The organism is Natronococcus jeotgali DSM 18795 (assembly GCF_000337695.1).
Taxonomy (GTDB): Archaea; Halobacteriota; Halobacteria; order Halobacteriales; family Natrialbaceae; genus Natronococcus; species Natronococcus jeotgali.
Genome location: NZ_AOIA01000167.1, coordinates 60,535 through 81,208, shown reverse-complemented (window position 1 = coordinate 81,208; position 20,674 = coordinate 60,535). Strand labels below are relative to the sequence as shown.

Here is a 20,674-nt window from a genome sequence, read left to right as displayed (position 1 = left end):
GGTGCGTGTGGAAGGATCGGATCCGAGTTCGTGGCAGCGGGATTTCGGACGGGGGTTCGTCGTCGTCGCTCCGATCCTCGTCACGGCGTTTCTCGTGTACGTGCTCTACTCGTTCGTCTCGACGTTCGTCCCGACGATGGTGCTCGACGCGGCCGCGCTCGAGCCGCTCCTCCCCGGGGTCGGCGAGCGCACCCGCGAGGTCACGGCGGGACTGATGCGCGCCGCCATCGTGCTCTCGATCGTCTGCACCTCGATGTACCTGCTCGGTTATCTCGCGCGAACGACCATCGGAGAGCTGTTCGAGGCCTGGCTCGACCGCGCCGCGAACCGCGTTCCGGGGCTGCGACTCGTTTACAACGCCTCGAAGACGGCGACCGAAGTGACGTTCGGACCCGAGTCGGTGCAGGGCCCGGTCAAACTCGAGCTCTGGCGCGGGATCCGGATGACCGCGTTCAAGACCGGTCAGCGCACCGAGGACGGTCGCGTGTTGCTGTTCCTGCCGACGTCGCCGAACGTCTCGACCGGGTTCATCCTCGAGGCCGATCCCGACGACCTCACGGAACTCGAGGAGAGCACCGAGTCGGCGCTGACGCGGATCATCAGCGCGGGGTTCGGCGGGGACGAGGAAACCGATACCGGTCGCTCCGACGAGGGCGCCCGTTCGAAACGGCGATCGGACCACTGAGATCCGCGACCGCAACCGCGACGCTCCGGGACGCGTATCGTCGAACGGATCGAGCGCCGCGGTTCCCGCCGGGTCGGGTTCGGCCCCCCGCGGGTCGCGATCGGTCAGGGCCGTCCGGTGCTTGCGGGCTTTTCCGGGAGGTGTCGGTACCGCGCCAGTTCCCCGTCCTCGAGGACGACCAGCAGGATATCGCGCGGGGCGATCTCGTCGAACTCGTCGACGTCGACGACCAGCTGGTCGACCACCCGATTGTCGGCCTCGAGCAAGACGACGACGTGTCGACCGTCGACGATCCGATCGACGACGCCGACGTACCGCTGAGCGCCCTCGCTCGAGGCCGACGCCGAGCACGCGCCGACGGCGCCCGTTCCGAGGGCCGGAACGGCCGCCAGCGCGCCGATCGTCGTGAGTGCGGTTCGTCGTGACAGGTTTCGTGGCGCTGTCATACCCCGGTTGGACGCGGTTTCGGATATAAAATCGCGGACCGACCGGATCGCTTCGGTCGTAGTCGATCGAGACCTATACTATTTCAGAGTCGATTCTCTATCTACCAGATATATGGTATATGGCGGAATAGCCGATCTATTCCATCGATCCAGAAACCGTAACGAGGACCCAGCTCGAGCTCGTCTATACCGTCGTTACGGCTTACTTCTCCGTACCACTCCATCAATAAACGCATGTATTTAACGATATCTTATTAGTTCGACGGTCGATCGTGTTCTGGCTACCGTACCGCCCAGACGCATAGTGAAAACTATCTATACTAGAAAATGGTACTTCTCGAACGGCGTCGCGCCGGGCTTACGGACATACCTATGTAAATGGAGCGCGGTCTCGGAACCCTTTTTGCCGGCTACACCTATCACTGTAGCAATGGCTAATCGCGAGGGTTCGACCGGCCGGCGTGAGACGTGTTGTAAGCTCGGGCGCGTCGCCGACGAGTACGCGCTTTCGGGACTCGACGACGACCTCGTCTCGTACTGGACCGGAACGGGCGACGAACAGTACAGCACACGGGAGCTCGCGCGAATCGTCAATCGGCGGATCCTCGAGGCCGCCTTCGAGGACGCGGGCGTCTCGTACAAGGACGGCGAGATCGAGAACACCTACCGACTGCTCAGCGACGACGACGTCACGAGCGGGACGCGGGTGCAGACCCGCAACGAACTCGAGCGCGACGGCGTTCCCGTCGAGGACGTCGAGTCCGATTTCGTCTCCCACCAGACCGTCTACAACCACCTCACCAAGTGCCTCGACGCGTCGCTGGCGACGCCGAGCGACGAGGAACGGCTCGAGCGAGCCGAGGAGAAACTCGGCGCGCTCCAGAACCGGACCGAGGCGGTGACGGGAGACACGATCGCACAGCTTCGGCGCAACGACGTCATCGACGTCGGCGAGTTCGACGTCCTCGTCTCCGTGACCGTCACCTGCGAGGAGTGTCAACAGCAGTACACGGTCCGCGAACTCCTCGAGGAGGGGTCCTGCGGTTGTTCCGACTGACGGTCGCGAACGCTGGTAGATGGAAGGTGAATGGACAATACCTATCCGTTCGGCCGCGCTACCCGACCGTATGAAAACGAGCCAGAACGTATCGGATCGGGAGACTCCGGACCGGGCGACGCTCTCGGTGACCAATATCGGCGGTATCGAGGAGACGACCGTCTCGTTCCAACGGGGAATCACCGTGCTCTCCGGGCGAAACGCGACCAACAGAACGTCACTGCTCCAAGGGATCATGGCCGCGCTCGGCAGCGACCGAGCGAGTCTCAAAGCCGACGCGGAGGAGGGCGAGGCCGTGCTCGAGTTCGGCGACGAGACGTACCGTCAGACCCTCCACCGGCGAAACGGGACCGTCGTCACCGACGGCGACCCGTACCTCGATGATCCGGAGATCGCGGACCTGTTCGCGTTCCTGCTCGAGTCCAACGAGGCCCGCCGGGCCGTCGCCCGGGGCGACGAGCTCCGGGAGCTGATCATGCGACCGGTCGACACCGAGGCGATCAAGGCCGAAATCCGGCAGCTCGAGCAGCGAAAGCAACGCATCGACGACGAGCTCGCCGAACTCGACCAGCTCGAGGACCGCCTCCCCGACCTCGAGGCCAAGCGGACGCGAACGAGCAACGAGATCGACTCGCTCCGCGAGGAACTCGAGGAGGCCGAGCAGCGACTCGAGGCGACCAACGTCGACGTCGAGACGCGCCGCGAGGAGCGCTCCGAGCTCGAGACGAAACTCGACGAGCTGCGCGAGACGCGGTCGGAGCTCGAGCGCACCCGGGATCGGATCGACACCGAGCGCGAGAGCATCGAGGCCCTCGAGGACGAGCGCGAGGAGGTCGAGGCCCGGCTCGAGGCGCTCTCGACGGATGAGGACGTCGACATCGGTCGGCTGGAGGCCGAGATCGACTCGCTGCAGGCCCAGAAGGACGACCTCAACGAGGAGATCTCGCAGCTCCAGCGGACGATCCAGTTCAACGAGCGGTTGCTCGAGGAGGCCGGCGAGTTCCTCGAAACCGACGAGCACCGAACCGACGGCGCCGTCACCGACCAGCTGCTGGCCGACGACGACTCGGAGACGGTCACCTGCTGGACCTGCGGCTCGTCGGTCGCGACCGACCAGATCGAGTCCACGCTCGATCAGCTCCGGTCGGTCCACCAGGACCGCCTCGAGGAGCGGTCGTCGATCGACGACGAGCTCGACGAGAAGCGAACGACCCGCGCCGAGGTCGACGAGAACCGAACGGAGTACGAAAGCGCCACCCGTCGCCTCGACTCGATCGACGACGAGATCGAGCGCCGACGCGACAGGATCGACGACCTCGCCGACGACCGCGAGTCCCTGACCCAGGAGATCGACGACCTCGAGGGCGAGATCGACGACCTCGAGAGCGACGGCTCCGAGGACGTCCTCGAGCAACACCGCGAGGTCAACCAGCTCGAGTTCGAACTCGAGCGCAAGGAGCGCGAGCGCGACGAGATCGAGGATGAGATCGCCGACGTCGAGGAGCGACTCGACGAGCGCGAGGGCCTCGAGAGCCGCCGCGAGGAGACGACCGAGGAGCTGACCGACCTGCGCACCCGGATCGACCGGATCGAGGAAGACGCCGTCGAGGCGTTCAACGAACACATGGAGAACCTCCTCGAGACGCTGGGCTACGCCAACCTCGATCGGATCTGGATCGACCGCACGACCCGCGAGGTCCGCGAGGGTCGCCGGAAGGTCTCGCGGTCCTCGTTCGACCTGAAGATCGTCCGCAGCACCGACGAGGGGGCGGCCTACGAGGACGCGATCGAGCACTTAAGCGAGAGCGAACGCGAGGTGACGGGACTGGTGTTCGCGCTGGCGGGATACCTCGTCCACGACGTCTACGAGACGGTGCCGTTCATGCTGCTGGACTCGCTCGAGGCGATCGACGCCGAGCGGATCACGGCGCTGGTCGAGTACTTCGAGTCGTACGCGCCCTACCTCGTCGTCGCCCTGCTCGACGAGGACGCCGAGCAGCTCGCACAGAGCCACGACGTCGTCACCGAGATCTGACTCGACTCGAGCGGGCGGCGGGGACCGAAACGATCCGAACGGCCGCGGGGCGGCGCTACGTGAACGCCTGAAACCCCGTCAGCTCCTCGCCGAGGACGAGCGTGTGGATGTCGTGGGTCCCCTCGTAGGTGTAGACCGTCTCCATGTTCGCCATGTGGCGCATCGGCGAGTAGTCCGTGGTGATCCCGTTCCCGCCGAGCATCTCGCGGGCGACCCGCGACTGCTCGCGGGCCGTCCGGACGTTGTTACGCTTGGCCATCGAGACGTGCTGGGGGCGCATCTCGCCGCGTTCTTTCAGCTCGGCCAGGCGGTAGGCCAGCAGCTGTGCGAGCGTGATCTGGGTCGCCATCTCCGCGAGTTTCTCCTGCTGGAGCTGAAACCGCCCGATCGGCCCGCCGAACTGCTCGCGCTCGGTGGCGTAGGCGCGAGCCTCCTCGAAGCAGTCCCGCGCGGCCCCGACCGCGCCCCAGGCGATCCCGTAGCGGGCCTGCGTGAGACAGGACAGCGGCCCCTTCATCCCCGAGACGCCGGGCAGGACGCTCTCTTCGGGGACGGACACGTCGTTCAGCCCGACCTCGCCGGTGATCGAGGCCCGCAGCGAGAGCTTCCCGTCGATCTCGTTCGTCGAGACGCCGTCCCGATCGGTCTCGACCAGGAACCCGCGGACGGGGTCGTCCTCGCCCGAGCGATCCCGCGCCCAGACGATCGCGACGTCGGCGATCGGCGCGTTCGTGATCCAGGTCTTCGAACCGTTCAGGACGTAGCCGTCGCCGTCTCTCTCGGCGGTGGTCTCCATCGCCGAGGGGTTCGACCCGTGTCCCGGTTCGGTCAGGCCGAAACAGCCTACGGCCTCGCCCTCGCCCAGCGCGGGCAGCCACTTCTCCTTCTGGGCCTCGCTCCCGTAGGCCCGGATCGGGTACATCACGAGCGCGCCCTGGACCGAAGCCATCGAGCGCAGCCCCGAATCGCCCGCCTCGAGCTCCTGCATGAGAAGTCCGTACGCCGTCTCCGAGACGTTCGGCGAGCCGTACCCCTCGAGGTTCGGCGCGTAGAACCCGAGGTCGCCCATCTTCGGGATCAGTTCCGTCGGAAAGGTTCCGCTCTCGAAGTGGTCGCCGACGTCGGGTTTGACGCGCTCCTCGACGAACTCTCGAGCCGTGTCCCGGATCATCCGCTCTTCCCGATCGAGATCGGCCTCGAGCTGTACGAAGTCCAGCATAGTGGATAGTACGCGAACCCCGCATTAGGTATTGTGGTGCGCACCCAGACCACACCCGATCCCCGTAGCCGACGGGACTCCGCCCCGACCGAAGTGACAGCGTTTTCGAGGGACTCGTCCGGCGGACGATGCTCAGAAGACGAACACCGCGCGATCCGCGAGGCCGGCCTCGACGGTCGGCTTCGATCCGTTTCGAACGGTTCCCGTGGTATGTCGGATAAGCGTACGGTCCGAGGAGTAGAACGCAGTAGAGACTATCACGATAGCGCACCAATCTCGAGCGGGACGATTTCGGACGGAACCCCGGAACGGTCGACCCTTCGCTCGAACGGCGCGTTCGATCGTTCGGGAGGATACGCGACGGGCGAGAATCCGGGCGCCGACGACCGTCGATCGACAGACTTCTCGAATGCCGTACTATCTACGGAGACCGAGACTTCCGGCGAGCGACTACGACTCGGGATCGATCGGGTGGCCCACCTCGCGCTCGTAGCCGAAGCCGCCGACGTCCCCTGTCGGCGCCGACGAAACACCGTCCTCTAGCCCAGCATCTATATGCGGCGTCCTCTCATGGACGGACGATGACCGTTGGACTCTCCCTCGAGCGCGGCGGTGACCGTCCCCCTGCGGTTCTCGGCGATCGATCGGGTATCGCGACAGGAACGCCCGGCGTGGACGAACTCCGGACCCGCCAATGACGACGACGCCACCCTCCCGGTCGGATCCGGCCGACGATCCGAGAGCCGACTACGACTACCGGAGCGACGACGTCGATCGGCCGGCGCTGGTCGAGGACATCGGCGGTCTCGTCGGCGGCGACGTGCGCGCCGATTCGTACTCGCGGGAGCTGTACGCGACCGACGCGAGCGTCTACGAGGTGACTCCCATCGCGGTCGTCTTCCCGCGCTCGGCCGACGACGTCGCCGCAACCGTCGAGTACTGCGCCGAGCGGGGGATCCCGGTGTTGCCACGCGGCGGCGGGACGAGCCTCGCGGGTCAGACGGTCAACGAGGCCGTCGTGCTCGATTTCACGCAGTACATAGACGGCGTCGTCGACGTCGACCCCGACGCCCGTCGGGCGACCGCCCAGCCCGGAATCTACCTCGAGACGCTCAACGAGACCCTCGAGCCCCACGGACTGAAGTTCGCGCCCGACCCCGCCTGGGGCGACAAGAGCGCGCTGGGCGGTGCGATCGGCAACAACTCGACGGGCGCCCACTCCCTGCGGTACGGCAAGACCGACGCCTACGTCGAGGAGGTGGAGGTCGTCCTCGCGGACGGCACCCGCACGCGGTTCGGCGAGGTCGCCATCGAGGACCTGCCCGACCTCGCCGACGGCGACGACCTCGAGGCGGCGATCTACGCCGCGGTCGCGCGGATCCTCGAGGAGCGGGGCGACCTGATCGAGGAGACCTACCCCGATCTCAAGCGCAACGTCTCGGGGTACAATCTGGACTGGTTAGTCGAGGACGCCCGCGGCGCGACTCGGGGCGTCGGCGAGCCCGATGCCGAGGGTGGGACGGTCAACCTCGCGAAGCTGTGCTGTGGCAGCGAGGGCACGCTCGCGATCGTCACCGAGGCGACCGTCTCGCTCGAGCCCGTGCCCGAGACGAAGAGCATGGCCCTGCTCGCCTACGACACCGTTCTCGAGGCGATGGACGACGTGGCGGCGATCGTCGACCACGACGCGGCCGCGGTCGAGGTCATCGACGACGTGCTGATCGACCTCGCGCGGGGGACCGCCGAGTTCGCGCCCGTCACCGAGATGCTCCCCGAGGGAACCGGCGCGGTCCTCATCGTCGAGTTCTACGCCGAGGACGCCGTCGACGGGGAGCGACGGGTGGCGAACCTGCTGGCCGATCGCTGTCCGTCGGTCGACCCCGTCGGCGACGCCGACCCCGAAGCGCAGCGGGTCGGCGCCGACGAGGCGGTCCGGGCGTTCGACGCGATCGAGGCTCACGACGCCGAGAGCCGCAGCCAGATCTGGAAGCTGCGCAAGTCCGGGCTCCCGATCTTGCTCTCGCGGACGACCGACGAGAAGCATATCGCCTTCCTCGAGGACACCGCCGTCCCGCCCGAGAACCTTCCGGCGTTCGTCGCGGACTTCCAGGCCGTCCTCGAGGACCACGACACCTACGCCAGCTTCTACGCCCACGCCGGGCCCGGCGTCCTCCACATCCGCCCGCTGATCGACACGAAGACCGAGGCGGGGCTCGAGGAGATGTCGTCGATCGCCGACGCCGTCACGGATCTCGTCGTCGAGTACGACGGCTCGGTCTCGGGCGAGCACGGCGACGGCCGCGCGCGCACCCAGTGGAACCGGAAGCTGTACGGCGAGGAGCTGTGGGAGACCTTCCAGGAGCTCAAGACGGCGTTCGACCCCGACTGGCTGCTCAACCCCGGGCAGGTCGTCTTCCGCGACGACGACCCCACCGAGATGACCGAAAACCACCGGTTCGGCCCCGACTACGCGTTCGAACCCGGCTTCGAGCCCACACTCGAGTGGGACAACGACAACGGCTTCCAGGGGATGGTCGAACTCTGCCACGGCTGTGGCGGCTGCCGGGGCGAGCAGTCCACGACGGGCGGCGTGATGTGTCCGACGTTCCGGGCGAGCGAGGAGGAGATCGCGAGCACCCGCGGGCGGGCGAACGCGCTCCGGCAGGCGATGAGCGGCGACCTCGATCCGGGCGAGGCCTTCTCCGACGAGTTCGTCGAGGAGGTGATGGACCTCTGTATCGGCTGCAAGGGGTGTGCGATCGACTGTCCGAGCGAGGTCGACATGGCCAAACTCAAAGCGGAGGTCACCCACGAGTACCACGAGCGAAACGGCTCGTCGCTGCGGGATCGCCTCTTCGCGAACGTCGCCACCCTCTCGCGGTGGGGCTCGAGACTCCCGCTGCTCTCGACGGCGGCCCCGAAGCTTCCCGGCGCCCGGGCGTTCCTCGAGGCGACGATCGGGATCGACGCCGATCGGCCGCTGCCGTCGTTTCGCCCGATGACGTTCCGGGACTGGTTCGAAGAGCGAGGTGGCGCGGCCACCTCGGAGCGGCGAGCGCTGGAAGCGCGAGCGGCGAGGGAGCCGACCGATTCCGCGGATCGCGCGAACGGGACGCAGTCCCGTGAGCGGACGGACGATTCGCGCGCGCCCGAGCGAAAGGCGATCGTCTACCCCGACCCCTACACCACCTACAGCCACCCCGAGGCGGGCAAGGCCGCCGTGCGCGTTCTCGAGGCCGCGGGCGTCCCCGTCAAGGTGCCCGACGACCTGGACGACACGGGCCGACCAGCGTTCTCGAAGGGCTTTCTCGAGCGGGCCGAGGCGACCGCCCGCGAGAACGTCCGTGCGCTGGCGCCGCTGGTCGAGGACGGCTGGGACGTCGTCGTGATCGAGCCCTCGGACGCGGTCATGCTCCAGTCGGACTACCTCGACTTGCTCTCCGACGAGGACGCCCGAACCCTGGCGGAGGCGAGCTACGGGATCTGCGAGTACCTCGATACGTTCCGGCTGGACGAACGGCTCGCGTTCGACGCCCCCGACGAGTCGCTGACCTACCACGGCCACTGCCACCAGAAGGCGACGGCGAAAGATCACCACGCCGTCGGCGTCCTCCGGCGAACCGGCTACGCCGTCGACCCCCTCGACTCGGGTTGTTGCGGGATGGCCGGCAGCTTCGGCTACGAGGCCGAACACGGCTCGATGAGCGACGCCATCGCCTCGATCCTCTACGACCAGGTCGAGGCGAGCCCCGGCGAGCGGGTCGTCGCGCCCGGCGCCTCCTGTCGCACGCAGCTTCAGAACCGCGACGGGGACGTCGAGGCCCCCCCGACGCCGATCGAGGTCATCGACGCCGCGCTCGAGTAGCCCCCTCGATCCGGGGAATCCGTTTATGGCGTTGGTTCCCGTAGGTATCGCCATGGTTTCCAGCGTGCTGGTTCCGATCGACGACTCGGAGCGGTCGACCGAGGCCCTCGAGTACGCCCTCGAGACCCACCCGGACGCGACGATCACGGCGATACACGTCGTCGACCCGCGAAAGTTCTACGCGGCGACCGGGATCGAGGGCAGCATCACGGCCGACTACGAGCGGATCGAGGAGAACTACGAGCGGCAGGCGGAGACGCTCCTCGAGGAGGCCCGCGAGACGGCCGCCGAGCGGGGGGTCGACCTCGAGACGGAGTGGGTCACGGGAGCGGTCACCCGCTCGATCGTCGACTACGCGGCCGAGCACGACGTCGACGGGATCGTCATGGGGAGCCACGGCCGCTCGGGTGCGAGCCGCGTCCTGCTGGGCAGCGTCGCCGAGAGCGTGACCCGGCGCTCCCCGGTCCCGGTGACGATCGTTCGCTGAGACGACTCGCTGAGCCGGCCCTCGGGACGGCCACGAACCGCGAAACCGCCTCGAGAGCGAGGTCCGCTCCGTCCCCGACCGCGTCGTCCGGCGTCGGAGATGGCCCCGAAAAAGCGCCGGAAACGGGAATCTTTTGCGCCCGCTTGGCCAACGACGGCCTATGACTCAGCCATCCGATACGTTCGGCGAGTGGCCGCTCAAGCGGCTGCTAACCGAGGTCGTCGGTTCGGGACCGAAGTCGGCCGACGACATGACCCGCGAGCAGGCCCGCGAGGCGCTCCGGCGGATCCTCGCGGGCGAGCCCGAGGAGACGACCCTGGGCGCGTTCTGGCTCGCGAATCGCTGGAAGCGAAACACCCCCGAGGAGCTGGCGGCCTACGCCGACGTCATGCGCGAGGAGTCGGTGCTTACGGCCGCACCCGAGTGCGACCCCGTCGACTGCGGCGCGAACTACGACGGCAAGCACACCTCCGCGCTGCTCGGCGTCGGCGCCGGCGTCGTCGCCGCCGCGGCCGGAACGCCCGTCGTCGTCCACTCCGGGGACGGCGTTCCGACCCAGAAGGAGACGGCGTACAAACACGTGCTGGACGAACTGGGCGTTCGAACCGATCTCGAGCCCGGAGCCAGCGCCGAGATGGTCGACGAGACCGGGTTCGGCTTCTACTACCAGCCCGCGTTCAACCCCGGGATCGACGACCTCTTCGAGCGACGCGACGAGATGGGCGTCCGAACCTTCGTCAACACGATCGAGACGGTCGCCAACCCCGCCGAGGCCGACGTCCACCTCGGCTCCTTTTACCACCTCGCGTTCGCGAAGAAGCTGACCGACCTCATGGCAGAAAGCGAGGAACTCGAGTTCTCGCGGGCGATCTTCTTCCAGGGGATGGAGGGGTACGACGACATCCGGCCGGGGTACACGAAGGTCGCCGAGTGGAACGCCGGCGAAGAACTGGTGGACTACGAGATCGAGACCGCCGAGTACGGCATGGAGATGGAGAGCGAGGATCTGGCAGTCGACGACGTCGCCGCCGACTCCGCGGCGATCACCGAGGACGTCCTAGCCGGGGAACGCGACGACCAGTTCGCCGACGCCGTCGCGCTCAACGGCGCCTTCAGGATGTACGCCCGCCGGGACGTCGACAGCCTCGAGGCGGGTCTCGAGCGGGCCCGCGAGGCCATCGCTGACGGCAGCGCCCAGGCGGTCCTCGAGGAACTGCGCGAGTTCTGAGCCGAGCGGGTCCTGTTCCGTACTCGCAGGAAGAGCCGCGTTGGGTGGGCCTGCTGGCGGTCGGAACGTGACGACCGGCGTTTTCGTCGGGGATCGTTCCGTCCACTACGGCGACCTGGCAGCCAGATATATAAAACATCGATCAATAATTGGCGTATGGCTCCGAACGACCCGCCGCCGACGCTCGAGAACTCGACGCCGCCGCCCGTCGACGAACAGGACCCCGGACGCGACACGAGTACCGCGCTCAACGCCGTCATCGGCGGCGTCGTCGGAATCGTCCTCTCGTTCGTCCCGCTGTCGCCGGTGCTCGGGGGTACCGTCGCCGGCTACCTCGAGGGCGGTGACACCGACGACGGACTGAAAGTCGGCGCGTTCGCGGGGCTGGTCGCGCTACTCCCGATCGCTCTCGTCGGCTTTTTCGTGCTCGTTCTCCTCGTCGGCGGGACGCCGGCGGCGTTCGGTATTCTCGGACTCGTCGGGCTGTTCTTCGTCGCGATCTACACTGTCGGACTGGGTGCCCTCGGCGGTGCCATCGGGGTCTACGTCGAGGACGAATTCTGACGACCGTCCGCCGGAACCTACCACCGTTTGGAAAGTAGCCACCTACTCTGAACACTGATTTCTGATCTGCCCGCAACGACGAACGAATTTATATAACGGGCGTCCGAGTATCGCCGTATGCGACTCGAGAACGAGACGACACTCATCACGGGCGCGGCGTCGGGGATCGGACGCGCGACGGCCGAACGCTTCGCCGACGAGGGAGCCAGGGTGATCGTCACCGACGTCGACAGCGACGGCGGGGAAGCCGTTGCGGACGAACTCGCCGACGGGGGAGCCGACGCGGAGTTTCACGATCTGGACGTCACCGACAGCGAGGCGTTCCACGCGGTCGTCGACGCCGTCGCCGAGGAGTACGGGCTCGATATCGTCGTCAACAACGCCGGGACGGGCCACCCCTCCTCGCGGCTCGAGGAGACCGACGACTCGATCCGGGACTTCGTCATCGACGTCAACGTCAAGGGCGTCTGGAACGGCTGTCACGCCGCCTTGCCGCACATGAAGGATCAGGGCCACGGGTCGATCGTCAACGTCGGCTCGCTGGCGAGCATCCTCGGACTGCCCAAGCAGGCGGCCTACTCGCTGAGCAAGGGTGCCGTGTTGAACCTCACGCGGGCGATCGCCGCGGAGGCAGGTCCCTACGGCGTTCGGGCCAACACGGTCTGTCCGGGCTTTACGGACACGTCGCTGCTCGAGCAGTACCTGGCGATGGAGGACGACCCCGAGGCGGCCCGCGAGGAGATGGCCGCAGAGTACCCGCTGAAACGACTCGGCGAACCGGAGGAGGTGGCCGACGCGATCCTCTTTCTGGCCAGCGACGAGGCCTCCTTCGTCAGCGGCCACGGGCTGGTCGTCGACGGCGGGTTCTCGACCTGTTGATCGCCCCTTCCAGGGCGTCTCACGGCGCCGCGTTGGCCGCGACGAGCACGCACTGAACCAGCACCTCAGTGACGAGAGGATACACCGTCGGAGACGGCCTGAACCCCATCGAACTCGTTCGTTCGTCGAGCCTCGTCCGGGATCTCGCGTTCGCGATCGAACGGGGCTGGCCGTACTGCTACGCCCGCCTCGAGTGGTCGGCGACGATCGATCCGGACGCCGAACTCCCGTCGACCGACACGCAGTGTTCGCGCTGTGGGGTTCGCGTCGAGATCGACCTCGAGGGTGACGGGCTCGAAGCGACCCTCGACGGGTCGTTGTCCGTCCTCGAGGTCACGACGCGCGGGGAGTGACCGTCACTCCTCGCGGATCAGGGCGACGCTCGCGAGCTTGTCGCCGGCCGCGACGGTCGACTCGCGGGTGAGCGTGTAGAGTAGCCCCCCGCGGTTCGCGGTCGCCGACTGGAGGGGTTCGTAGGTGGTCGGATCGTACACCGTCCCCAGCGGGTCGCCCGCGGCGACCGGCTGCCCGACCTCGAGGCCCGGTTCCGGGCGGAACAGCCCCGACTCGTCGGCGACGACCTGGCCGAGGTGGTTCCTGGCGAGGGTCTGCTCGCGGTCGGGGACCTCACCCGGGAGCATCCCGAGCCGGCGACAGACGTCGCACAGTCCGTCGACGCCGATCCCGACGGCGTCCTCGAGGATCTGTTTGTTGTGTGCCAGCTCGGGCGTGATCGCGGGGATCCCCTCGTTTGCGGCCGCGACCCGGAGCTTCCCGGCGAACCCGCGGCGGTGCCACTCCTCGCTCGCGTCGTCGTCGGCCTCCTCCGAGAGCAGGAGGTCGGTGCCGAACGCCTCGGCCAGCGCGCGGGACTCGTCGTCGCCCTCGAGGAAGACGACGTGGGGGAGCATGTCCGGACTCCCGGTGTGGAGGTCGACGACGGCGTCGGCGCCCTCGACGTACTCCCAGAGGCGGGCCGCCATGCGCTGGTGGAGGCTGCCGTCGGCGTCGCCGGGCCACACCCGGTTCATGTTCGGGTTGACGCTGTCGATGATCTCCGGCGTCGTGTAGGAGACCCGATCGAAGGTGAGCGGGTTTGCGACGGGGACGGCGACGATCCGCCCCGACAGCGACTCGAGCGGGAGCCGCTCGTGGAACCGCCGCAGCGTCTCGGTGCCGTTTATCTCGCGGCCGTGCTGGGCGGCCTGGACGTACAGCGTCGGCCCGTCGTCGTCGCCCTCGTAGCTGTGGACCGTCGTCGTGATCTCGACGCCCGACGGCAGCCGCGCGAGCGTCACCTCCTCGCTCGTGTGCGTTCCCGCGGTCATGGTCGTCCCGTACCACGTCGGGCGGTATGTACCTGCGGCAGGCGATTACAGTGATACAGCGCGGACGTCTACGGCGTTAGCCGTAGGAGGACGCGCGAACCGATCACGCCGTTCCGAGACCACTACCGTTTTCACCCGTCCGACCGTCGGTCGAGGTATGAGCAACGTTACTGCGACCCTGCACACCAGCAAGGGCGAAATCGAGGTCGAACTCTACGACGAGCGCGCGCCGAGCACCGTCGACAACTTCGTCGGACTCGCGACGGGCGGCAAGTCCTGGACCGATCCCGAGACGGGCGAGGAGGTCGAGGACGAACCGCTGTACGACGACGTGCTCTTTCACCGCATCATCGACGGGTTCATGATCCAGGGCGGGGACCCGACCGGGACGGGTCGGGGCGGCCCCGGTTACCAGTTCGACGACGAGTTCCACGAGGAACTGCGCCACGACGACGCGGGTGTCCTCTCGATGGCCAACTCCGGGCCCGACACGAACGGGTCGCAGTTTTTCATCACGCTGGACGCCCAGCCCCACCTCGACGACCGCCACGCCGTCTTCGGGAAGGTCACCGACGGGATGGACGTCGTCGAAGAGATCGGTAACGTTGAGACCGACGCCAACGACCGACCCCGCGAGGACGTCGTCCTCGAGTCGGTGTCGGTCGACTACGAGTAGGCGGCGCCGCCGACTGCGTCCCGTCGCGGACGCGTCGACGCGCTCGGCCGTCGCTTCGGCCGCACCGACCTCGACGGTCCGCGGCCAAACGATGCAACGGCTACGCTTAGGGGCGTCGGCTCCCTGGCTGTCGTATGAGCTGGACGGCTGCGGACGTTCCCGACCAGAGCGAACGGACGATCGTCGTGACCGGCGCCAACAGCGGGATCGGCCTCGAGGCGACCCGCGAGCTCGCGCGCAACGGCGCACGGGTGATCATGGCCTGCCGGAGCGCGGACCGGGGCGAGCGGGCGGCCCGTGACGTCCGGTACGACGCGCCCGAGGCCGACCTCCGCGTCGAGGCCTGCGACCTGGGCGACCTCGAGTCGATCCGTTCGTTCGCGGACCGGCTCGACGAGTCGGTCGACGTGTTGATCAACAACGCCGGCGTGATGGCGATCCCGCGGAGCGAAACCGCCGACGGATTCGAGACGCAGTTCGGCGTCAACCACCTCGGGCACTTCGCGCTCACCGGGCTCTTGCTCGAGAACCTGGCGACCGACGGCGACGAGCCCGCGCGGGTCGTCACCGTCTCGAGCGGGGTCCACGAGCGCGGCGAGATCGACTTCGACGACCTTCAGGGCGAGCGCTCCTACGATCCGTGGGACGCCTACGCCCAGTCGAAGCTGGCGAACGTGCTGTTCGCCTACGAACTCGAGCGACGCTTCCTCACGGCCGGGCTGAACGCCGACAGCGTGGCGGTCCATCCGGGCTACGCGAACACGAACCTGCAGTTTCGCGGTCCCGAACGGCAGGGGAGCCGGCTCCGGCTGGCGGCGATGAAGCTCATGAACGCGCTGGTCGCCCAGTCCGCGGCGGCGGGCGCGTTACCGACGCTGTACGCCGCGACCGCCCCCGAGGTCGAGGGCGGCGCCTACTACGGTCCCGGCGGGCTCGGAAACATGCGCGGGTCCCCCGAGCGGCAGGCCTCCTCGGACCGATCGTACGACGAGGAGACCGCCCGCCGGCTGTGGGCGGTTTCGCGGGAGCTGACCGGCGTCAGCTACGAGCTGCCGCGGCCGACCGACGCCCCCGATCCGAGCGCGCGACCGTAACGCGAAAGCCGACGCGGCCGAACGACTACCATATGAGCGACGACGAGATCAGACGCGCGAGCGACGTCGGCTCGGCGGACGCGCCCCCGGTCGAGGAGAAACCGTACAAGCTCGTCTTCGAGGCGAACAGGTGCTTCGGCGCGGGCAAGTGCGCCGAGGTCAGCGACAACTGGGAGCTGTCGATCGCCACGGGGATCGCTCGGCCGGCGGCGTACTTCTTCGGGGAGGACGACCTCGAGCACAACCTCCGGGCCGCGGAGGTCTGTCCGGCGAAGAAAGGCGAGGGTTGCATCCACGTGATCGACCGTCGCACCGACGAGGAGCTCGCCCCGGACCCACGGGGCGACGGCACGTTGAGCGTCGACTGGTGAGGCGGCGACGCGGCCGCGGACCCGACGAGTCGGCGCGGTTCCAGCAGTGGACTAATCCCGCGGCCGCGTGAACGACCACGCATGGCAGACGGGAGCTACCTCTCGGACTGGGACCTCGAGCAGCGCGGACTGATCGCGATCACGCTACTGAGCGGCGTCCTCGCGTTGCTCGTTCTCGTCCCCTACCTTCAGTACGTGCTGTTCGGTCTCGTTCTCGCGTACGTGCTCTACCCTCTCCAGGGCCGCCTCGAGAACTATCTTAGGCCGACAATCGCGGCGTTCGTCATGGTGGTGGCGACGCTGCTCGTCGTGTTGATTCCGCTGGTGTACGTCGTCACGATCGCCGTCCGACAGGCCCTCGGGGTGGTTCCCGCGATCAGGGAGGGACAGTTCGACGTCGGGACGGTTCAGGAGGTCCTCGGGACCGAGGACCTCCCCGTCGATCCCGTCTCGCTGTACGAGTCGAACCAGGATCGAATCGCCACGGCCCTCCAGCAGGTCGCGACGGGAGCGCTCGATTTCGTCGGCAGCCTGCCGGGCCTGTTCATCGGACTGACCGTCACGCTGTTCGTCCTCTTCGGCCTGTTGCGGGACGGCGAGCGGGTCGTCGCGTGGACCAAGTGGGTGGTGCCCGTCGACGATCGGATCCTCGACGAACTCTGTGCGGGACTGGACGACCTCATGTGGGCCTCGGTCGTCGGGAACGCGGCCGTCGCGGCCGTTCAGGCGGTGTTGCTGGGTGTCGGCCTCCTGGTCGCCGGGGTCCCCGCCGTCATCTTCCTGACCGTCGCGACGTTCGTGCTCACCCTGTTGCCGCTGGTCGGGGCGTTCGGGGTCTGGATTCCGGCCGCGGGCTACCTCGTCGCGGTCGGACGGCCGACCGCCGGCGCCGCGGTCGCCGTCTACGGGTTGCTCATCACCTTCTCGGATACGTATCTCCGACCCGCACTGATCGGTCACACCGACGCGTTCGACTCCACCATCGTCGTCGTCGGCATCTTCGGCGGGCTCATCGCCTTCGGCGCCGTCGGGCTGTTCGTCGGTCCGGTCGTCCTCGGCGGCGCGAAGCTCACCTTCGACTGCTTCGCGCGGGCCCACTCCGGGGAGCCCGCCGCCGACGGCCACCTCGAGGGGACGGTCGGCGCCGAATCGGAGAAACGGGCGGTGGCCGACGCGAACGACGGCGGGTCCGACGAGTGAGCCGCGGGGCGATCGCGTCTCGACGGACACCGAAACGCACATCCCGAGACGGCGAGTACCCTCGAGTGCATCCCGCGCGAGGGTAGCCAAGCAGGCCAACGGCGGTGGGCTTAAGACCCGCTCCCGTAGGGGTCCGAGGGTTCAAATCCCTTCCCTCGCATGCTACCGCGAACATCCGTGAGCGGTAGCTGCGAGACGAGGGGATTTGAACGAGAGAAACGCGAGCGGGAGCGAGCGTTTCGCGTGGTTCAAATCCCTTCCCTCGCATTTCCGCTGCGAGCAACTCACGAGCAACGGCGTTCGAACTGAAGATTTGAACGGAGAGCATCGTAAGCGAGCGCGTAGCGAGCACCCGTCTTCGCGGTTCGACTCCCGGGATCCCGACTCGAGCGCCACGACGGATCCCGATCGGCCGCTACGCCTCGTCGACCGCGGGTAGCGTCACCGAGAACGTCGCCCCCTCGCCGGGTTCGGAGTCGACGGCGATCTCGCCGCCGTGGCGCTCGACGATCCGCTGACACAGCGCCAACCCGATCCCCATCCCCTCGTGCTCGCCGCGGCCGTGGAGCCGCTGGAAGACCTCGAACACGCGGTCCTGATCGTCGGGATCGATGCCGATTCCCTCGTCGTGGACCGCGACCGACCACCGATCGCCTCGCCGCTCGGCGTCGACGCGGATCGTCGGCGGCTCGTCGCCGCTGTACTCGATCGCGTTCTCGAGCAGGTTCTGGAACACCTGCCGCAACTGGTCGGCGTCGCCCTCGACCCGGGGGAGCCGATCGACCGTCACGTCGGCACCGCTCTCCTCGAGCCGGAACTGCAGGTCGGCGCGAACGTCCTCGACGACGTCCTCGAGATCGGTCGGCTCGAGGGGGCTCCCCTGGGTTTCGACGCGGGAGTACTCGAGCAGCCCGTCGATCATGTTCCGCATCCGATCCGCGCCGTCGAGGGCGAACGCCAGAAACTCCTCGCCGTCGGCGTCGAAGGCGTCGCCGTAGCGGTCCTCGAGCAGCCGGAGGTAGCTCGAGACCATCCGCAGGGGCTCCTGGAGGTCGTGGCTGGCCGCGTACGCGAAGTGTTCGAGCCGTTCGTTCGAGGTCTCGAGCTGTGCGATCGTCTCCTCGAGCTTTCGGCGGTACTCCCGGCGCTCGGTGACGTCGGTGAGCGTCACGACCGCGCGGCGCACGTCGCCGCGGCTGTCCCTGACGGGCATTCCGTGTTCCATGATGATCCGCCGTTGCCCGTCGAACGTCCGGATCTCGTAGACGTTCGGCTCCGTCACTTCCTCGCCCCGGAGGACTTGCGACATCGTCCACTCATCGGGCTCGACGGGGTCGCCGGAGTCCGCCCAGACGGCGTCGTACTTCTCGTACTCGTCGACGGACTCGGCGTCGAAGACGTCCCCGCCCCAGATCTCCCGGGCCGCGGCGTTGGCCCTGACCAGCGACCCGTCCGCGTCCGCGACGACGGCGCCGACGGGCAACACCCGGAAGAGCGTCTCGAGTTGCCGGCGCTGGTTCTCCGCCTCGAGCTCGGCCCGCTTGCGCTCGGTGATGTCGGTGAGCGCGCCCGGGAACGTCTCGGCGTCGCCCGCCTCGTCGCACTCGACGTGGCCGCGGGCGAAGACCCAGCGGATCTCGCCGTCGGCGTCGCGAACGCGGTACTCCGCTTCGTACTCGCCACAGCTCTCGAGGGCGTCCTCGATCTGCGCCGCGACGCGGTCGCGGTCGCTCTCGTGGACCGACGACAGCACCCGCTCGATCGGGAGCCCCTCACGCGCGCGCTCCGGATCGAGTCCGAACGTTCGCGCGAAGGACGCGCCGGCGACGAACGAGTCCTCGGCGACGTCCCACTCCCAGGTCCCGACCGCGCCGGCCTCGGTCGCGGCCTCGAGTTGCTCCTTGGTGTCCTCGAGGTACCGCTCGCGTTCCTTGCGTTCGGTGACGTCCCGGAAGTAGACCGAAATTCCGGTTTCTGACGGGTAGAGGTTCGCCTCGACCCAGAACCCGAGCGTGTCGTAGTAGAGCTCGTAGCTGGTCGCCTCCTGGGTCTCCCGCGCCGTGTGGAACGCGTTCCAGACCTCGTCGAGTTCGGCGGCCGACGGGAACACGTCCCAGAGGCGCTCGCCGAGCAGTTCGTCCTCGGAGCGCTGGAGGAGGTCCTCGGCGCGGTCGTTGACGTGGGTGAACCGGAACTCCTCGTCGACCGCGTAGAACGCGTCGGAGATCCTGCCGAACACGCCCTCGAGTTCGCTCTCGAGCCGTCGCTCGCGCTTCCGTCGTTCGGTCATGTCCCGGGTCACCTTCAGGTAGCCCCGGTGAGTGCCGTCGGCGTCCCGAATCGGGGTGATGGTGACGTTCGCCCAGAACTGCGAGCCGTCCGCGCGGACGCGCCACCCCTCGTTCTCGACCGAGCCGCGCTCGGTCGCTCGTTCGAGGTTTCGCTCCGGAACGCCCGCCGCGCGGTCCTCCTGGGTGTAAAAGACCGAGAAGTGCTCGCCGAGGATCGCCTCGCGGTCGTACCCTTTGATCCGCTCGGCGCCCGTGTTCCAGCTGATCACGCGCCCCTCGGGATCCAGCCGGAAGATCGCGTACTCCTCGATCGAGTCGACCAGCGAGCGAAACTCCTCGCGGCTCTCCCGGAGGGCGCTCTCCGAGCGTTTCCTGTCGGTGATGTCGTAGTAGAGCTCGATCCGTCCGCCGGCGTAGTGGCCCGACTCGATCGGTTTGCTGTAGTGCTCGAGCCACCGTTCCTCGCGGTCCTCGCCCGGCGTGATCCGACACTCGAAGCGCTCGACGGAGCTGTTGTCGTCGTAGGTCGCCGTCACCGTCTCCGCGAACCGGTCGGATTCCGCCACGCCGTGTTTCGTCGTCTCGTCGACGAGCGTTCGTTTGTCGCGCCCGACGACGGCGTCTCGATCCAGCCCGAAGTACCGCGCGACGGTTTCGTCGGCCCACGCGATATCGAACTCGTCGTCGAGGACGAACGCGCCGATATCGACCTCGTCGAGGACGTCGGCGACGGTGTTCGGCGGCACGTCCGACGGCTCGAACGAGTCCAGCCGCCGTTTCTGTCCGGTGCGATCCCGTACCACGCCGATCGTCCCCCGGCGATCGTCGACGCTCCCGAGCGGAGCGACGCGGAGTTCACACGGCACGGTTTCGCCGCCGGCCGCTCGGAGCCCCAGTTCGAACGTCTCGGGGTCGTCGCTCGCGCCGGCGCGTCGATCCGCCACCGCGGTTTCGATCGCGGACGCGTCGCCGTCGGCCAGAATCAGCGAGACGTGCGCCCCCAGGAGCTCGTCCCGCGCGTAGCCCGTCAGGTCGACGATCGCGTCGTTGACCGCGACGAACGTCCCGTCGCCGTCGAGTTGGTAGAGCCCGTCGTCGATCGTCCCGACGAGGGTTCGGTACCCCTCGAGCGCCGCGTCGCCGTCGGAACACCGCCAGAACACCCCGCCCCCCTCGTCGGAATCCGCTCGCGTACTCATGTCCGCGTAGTGGCTATTGAAACGGATAAGTTTCCCGTCAGCTACCGACG

At 67.9% G+C, this 20,674-nt stretch carries 17 protein-coding genes and 1 tRNA gene; 14 read left to right on the top strand and 4 right to left on the bottom strand.

The window, feature by feature from the left end; all coding sequences use genetic code 11:
- Window positions 1–7 precede the first annotated feature (7 nt).
- The gene (locus tag C492_RS21620) at window positions 8–685 is read left to right on the top strand and encodes a DUF502 domain-containing protein (RefSeq protein WP_008427584.1); all 678 of its coding nucleotides are present in this window, start codon (window positions 8–10) and stop codon (window positions 683–685) included.
- 104 nt (window positions 686–789) lie between these two features.
- Here C492_RS21620 and C492_RS21615 read toward each other — a convergent pair whose 3' ends face one another.
- Window positions 790–1,131, bottom strand: coding sequence for a hypothetical protein (locus C492_RS21615; protein WP_008427583.1), 342 nt, complete (start codon window positions 1,129–1,131; stop codon window positions 790–792).
- A 430-nt stretch (window positions 1,132–1,561) separates the two neighbouring features.
- Here C492_RS21615 and rdfA point away from each other — a divergent pair, with 430 nt between their 5' ends.
- Together rdfA and C492_RS21605 are read left to right on the top strand one after the other, a co-directional pair.
- Complete coding sequence (gene rdfA, locus C492_RS21610) at window positions 1,562–2,188, top strand: rod-determining factor RdfA (RefSeq protein ID WP_008427581.1); 627 nt, start codon at window positions 1,562–1,564, stop codon at window positions 2,186–2,188.
- A gap of 70 nt (window positions 2,189–2,258) precedes the next feature.
- Window positions 2,259–4,223: an archaea-specific SMC-related protein gene (locus tag C492_RS21605; RefSeq protein WP_008427578.1), complete on the top strand. Its 1,965-nt coding sequence runs from the start codon at window positions 2,259–2,261 to the stop codon at window positions 4,221–4,223.
- A 55-nt stretch (window positions 4,224–4,278) separates the two neighbouring features.
- On the opposite strand, the gene C492_RS21600 is transcribed toward C492_RS21605, so the two are convergent.
- Window positions 4,279–5,442, bottom strand: coding sequence for an acyl-CoA dehydrogenase family protein (locus C492_RS21600; protein ID WP_008427572.1), 1,164 nt, complete (start codon window positions 5,440–5,442; stop codon window positions 4,279–4,281).
- Window positions 5,443–6,136: 694 nt separating this feature from the next.
- On the opposite strand from C492_RS21600, the gene C492_RS21590 reads away from it, so the two are divergent.
- The 6 genes from C492_RS21590 to C492_RS21565 all read left to right on the top strand — a co-directional run bounded on the left by C492_RS21590 (window position 6,137) and on the right by C492_RS21565 (window position 12,818).
- Complete coding sequence (locus C492_RS21590; protein ID WP_008427568.1) at window positions 6,137–9,307, top strand: FAD-binding and (Fe-S)-binding domain-containing protein; 3,171 nt, start codon at window positions 6,137–6,139, stop codon at window positions 9,305–9,307.
- Between the two features lie 52 nt (window positions 9,308–9,359).
- Window positions 9,360–9,794 carry a universal stress protein gene (locus tag C492_RS21585; RefSeq protein ID WP_008427566.1) on the top strand — a complete coding sequence of 145 codons (435 nt, stop codon included), beginning with the start codon at window positions 9,360–9,362 and terminating at the stop codon, window positions 9,792–9,794.
- Between the two features lie 160 nt (window positions 9,795–9,954).
- On the top strand, window positions 9,955–11,022 hold the full coding sequence (locus C492_RS21580; RefSeq protein ID WP_008427564.1) for an anthranilate phosphoribosyltransferase: 1,068 nt from the start codon (window positions 9,955–9,957) through the stop codon (window positions 11,020–11,022).
- A 156-nt stretch (window positions 11,023–11,178) separates the two neighbouring features.
- Window positions 11,179–11,586, top strand: a complete 408-nt coding sequence (locus C492_RS21575) for a DUF5518 domain-containing protein (RefSeq protein ID WP_008427562.1) — start codon at window positions 11,179–11,181, stop codon at window positions 11,584–11,586.
- A gap of 117 nt (window positions 11,587–11,703) precedes the next feature.
- Window positions 11,704–12,465, top strand: coding sequence for an SDR family NAD(P)-dependent oxidoreductase (locus C492_RS21570; RefSeq protein WP_008427559.1), 762 nt, complete (start codon window positions 11,704–11,706; stop codon window positions 12,463–12,465).
- A 68-nt stretch (window positions 12,466–12,533) separates the two neighbouring features.
- On the top strand, window positions 12,534–12,818 hold the full coding sequence (locus tag C492_RS21565) for a hypothetical protein (RefSeq protein ID WP_008427557.1): 285 nt from the start codon (window positions 12,534–12,536) through the stop codon (window positions 12,816–12,818).
- A gap of 3 nt (window positions 12,819–12,821) precedes the next feature.
- On the opposite strand, the gene C492_RS21560 is transcribed toward C492_RS21565, so the two are convergent.
- Window positions 12,822–13,793, bottom strand: a complete 972-nt coding sequence (locus tag C492_RS21560) for a succinylglutamate desuccinylase/aspartoacylase family protein (protein WP_008427555.1) — start codon at window positions 13,791–13,793, stop codon at window positions 12,822–12,824.
- 157 nt (window positions 13,794–13,950) lie between these two features.
- Here C492_RS21560 and C492_RS21555 point away from each other — a divergent pair, with 157 nt between their 5' ends.
- From C492_RS21555 to C492_RS21535, 5 genes are all read left to right on the top strand, one after another.
- On the top strand, window positions 13,951–14,469 hold the full coding sequence (locus C492_RS21555; protein WP_008427554.1) for a peptidylprolyl isomerase: 519 nt from the start codon (window positions 13,951–13,953) through the stop codon (window positions 14,467–14,469).
- 134 nt (window positions 14,470–14,603) lie between these two features.
- Window positions 14,604–15,563, top strand: coding sequence for an oxidoreductase (locus tag C492_RS21550; RefSeq protein WP_008427553.1), 960 nt, complete (start codon window positions 14,604–14,606; stop codon window positions 15,561–15,563).
- Between the two features lie 32 nt (window positions 15,564–15,595).
- Window positions 15,596–15,934 carry a hypothetical protein gene (locus tag C492_RS21545; RefSeq protein WP_008427551.1) on the top strand — a complete coding sequence of 113 codons (339 nt, stop codon included), beginning with the start codon at window positions 15,596–15,598 and terminating at the stop codon, window positions 15,932–15,934.
- A gap of 81 nt (window positions 15,935–16,015) precedes the next feature.
- Window positions 16,016–17,134: an AI-2E family transporter gene (locus C492_RS21540; protein WP_008427549.1), complete on the top strand. Its 1,119-nt coding sequence runs from the start codon at window positions 16,016–16,018 to the stop codon at window positions 17,132–17,134.
- Window positions 17,135–17,210: 76 nt separating this feature from the next.
- A tRNA-Leu gene (locus tag C492_RS21535) sits at window positions 17,211–17,294 on the top strand.
- A 255-nt stretch (window positions 17,295–17,549) separates the two neighbouring features.
- On the opposite strand, the gene C492_RS21530 is transcribed toward C492_RS21535, so the two are convergent.
- The gene (locus C492_RS21530) at window positions 17,550–20,624 is read right to left on the bottom strand and encodes a PAS domain-containing sensor histidine kinase (RefSeq protein WP_008427547.1); all 3,075 of its coding nucleotides are present in this window, start codon (window positions 20,622–20,624) and stop codon (window positions 17,550–17,552) included.
- Between the last annotated feature and the right edge of the window lie 50 nt (window positions 20,625–20,674).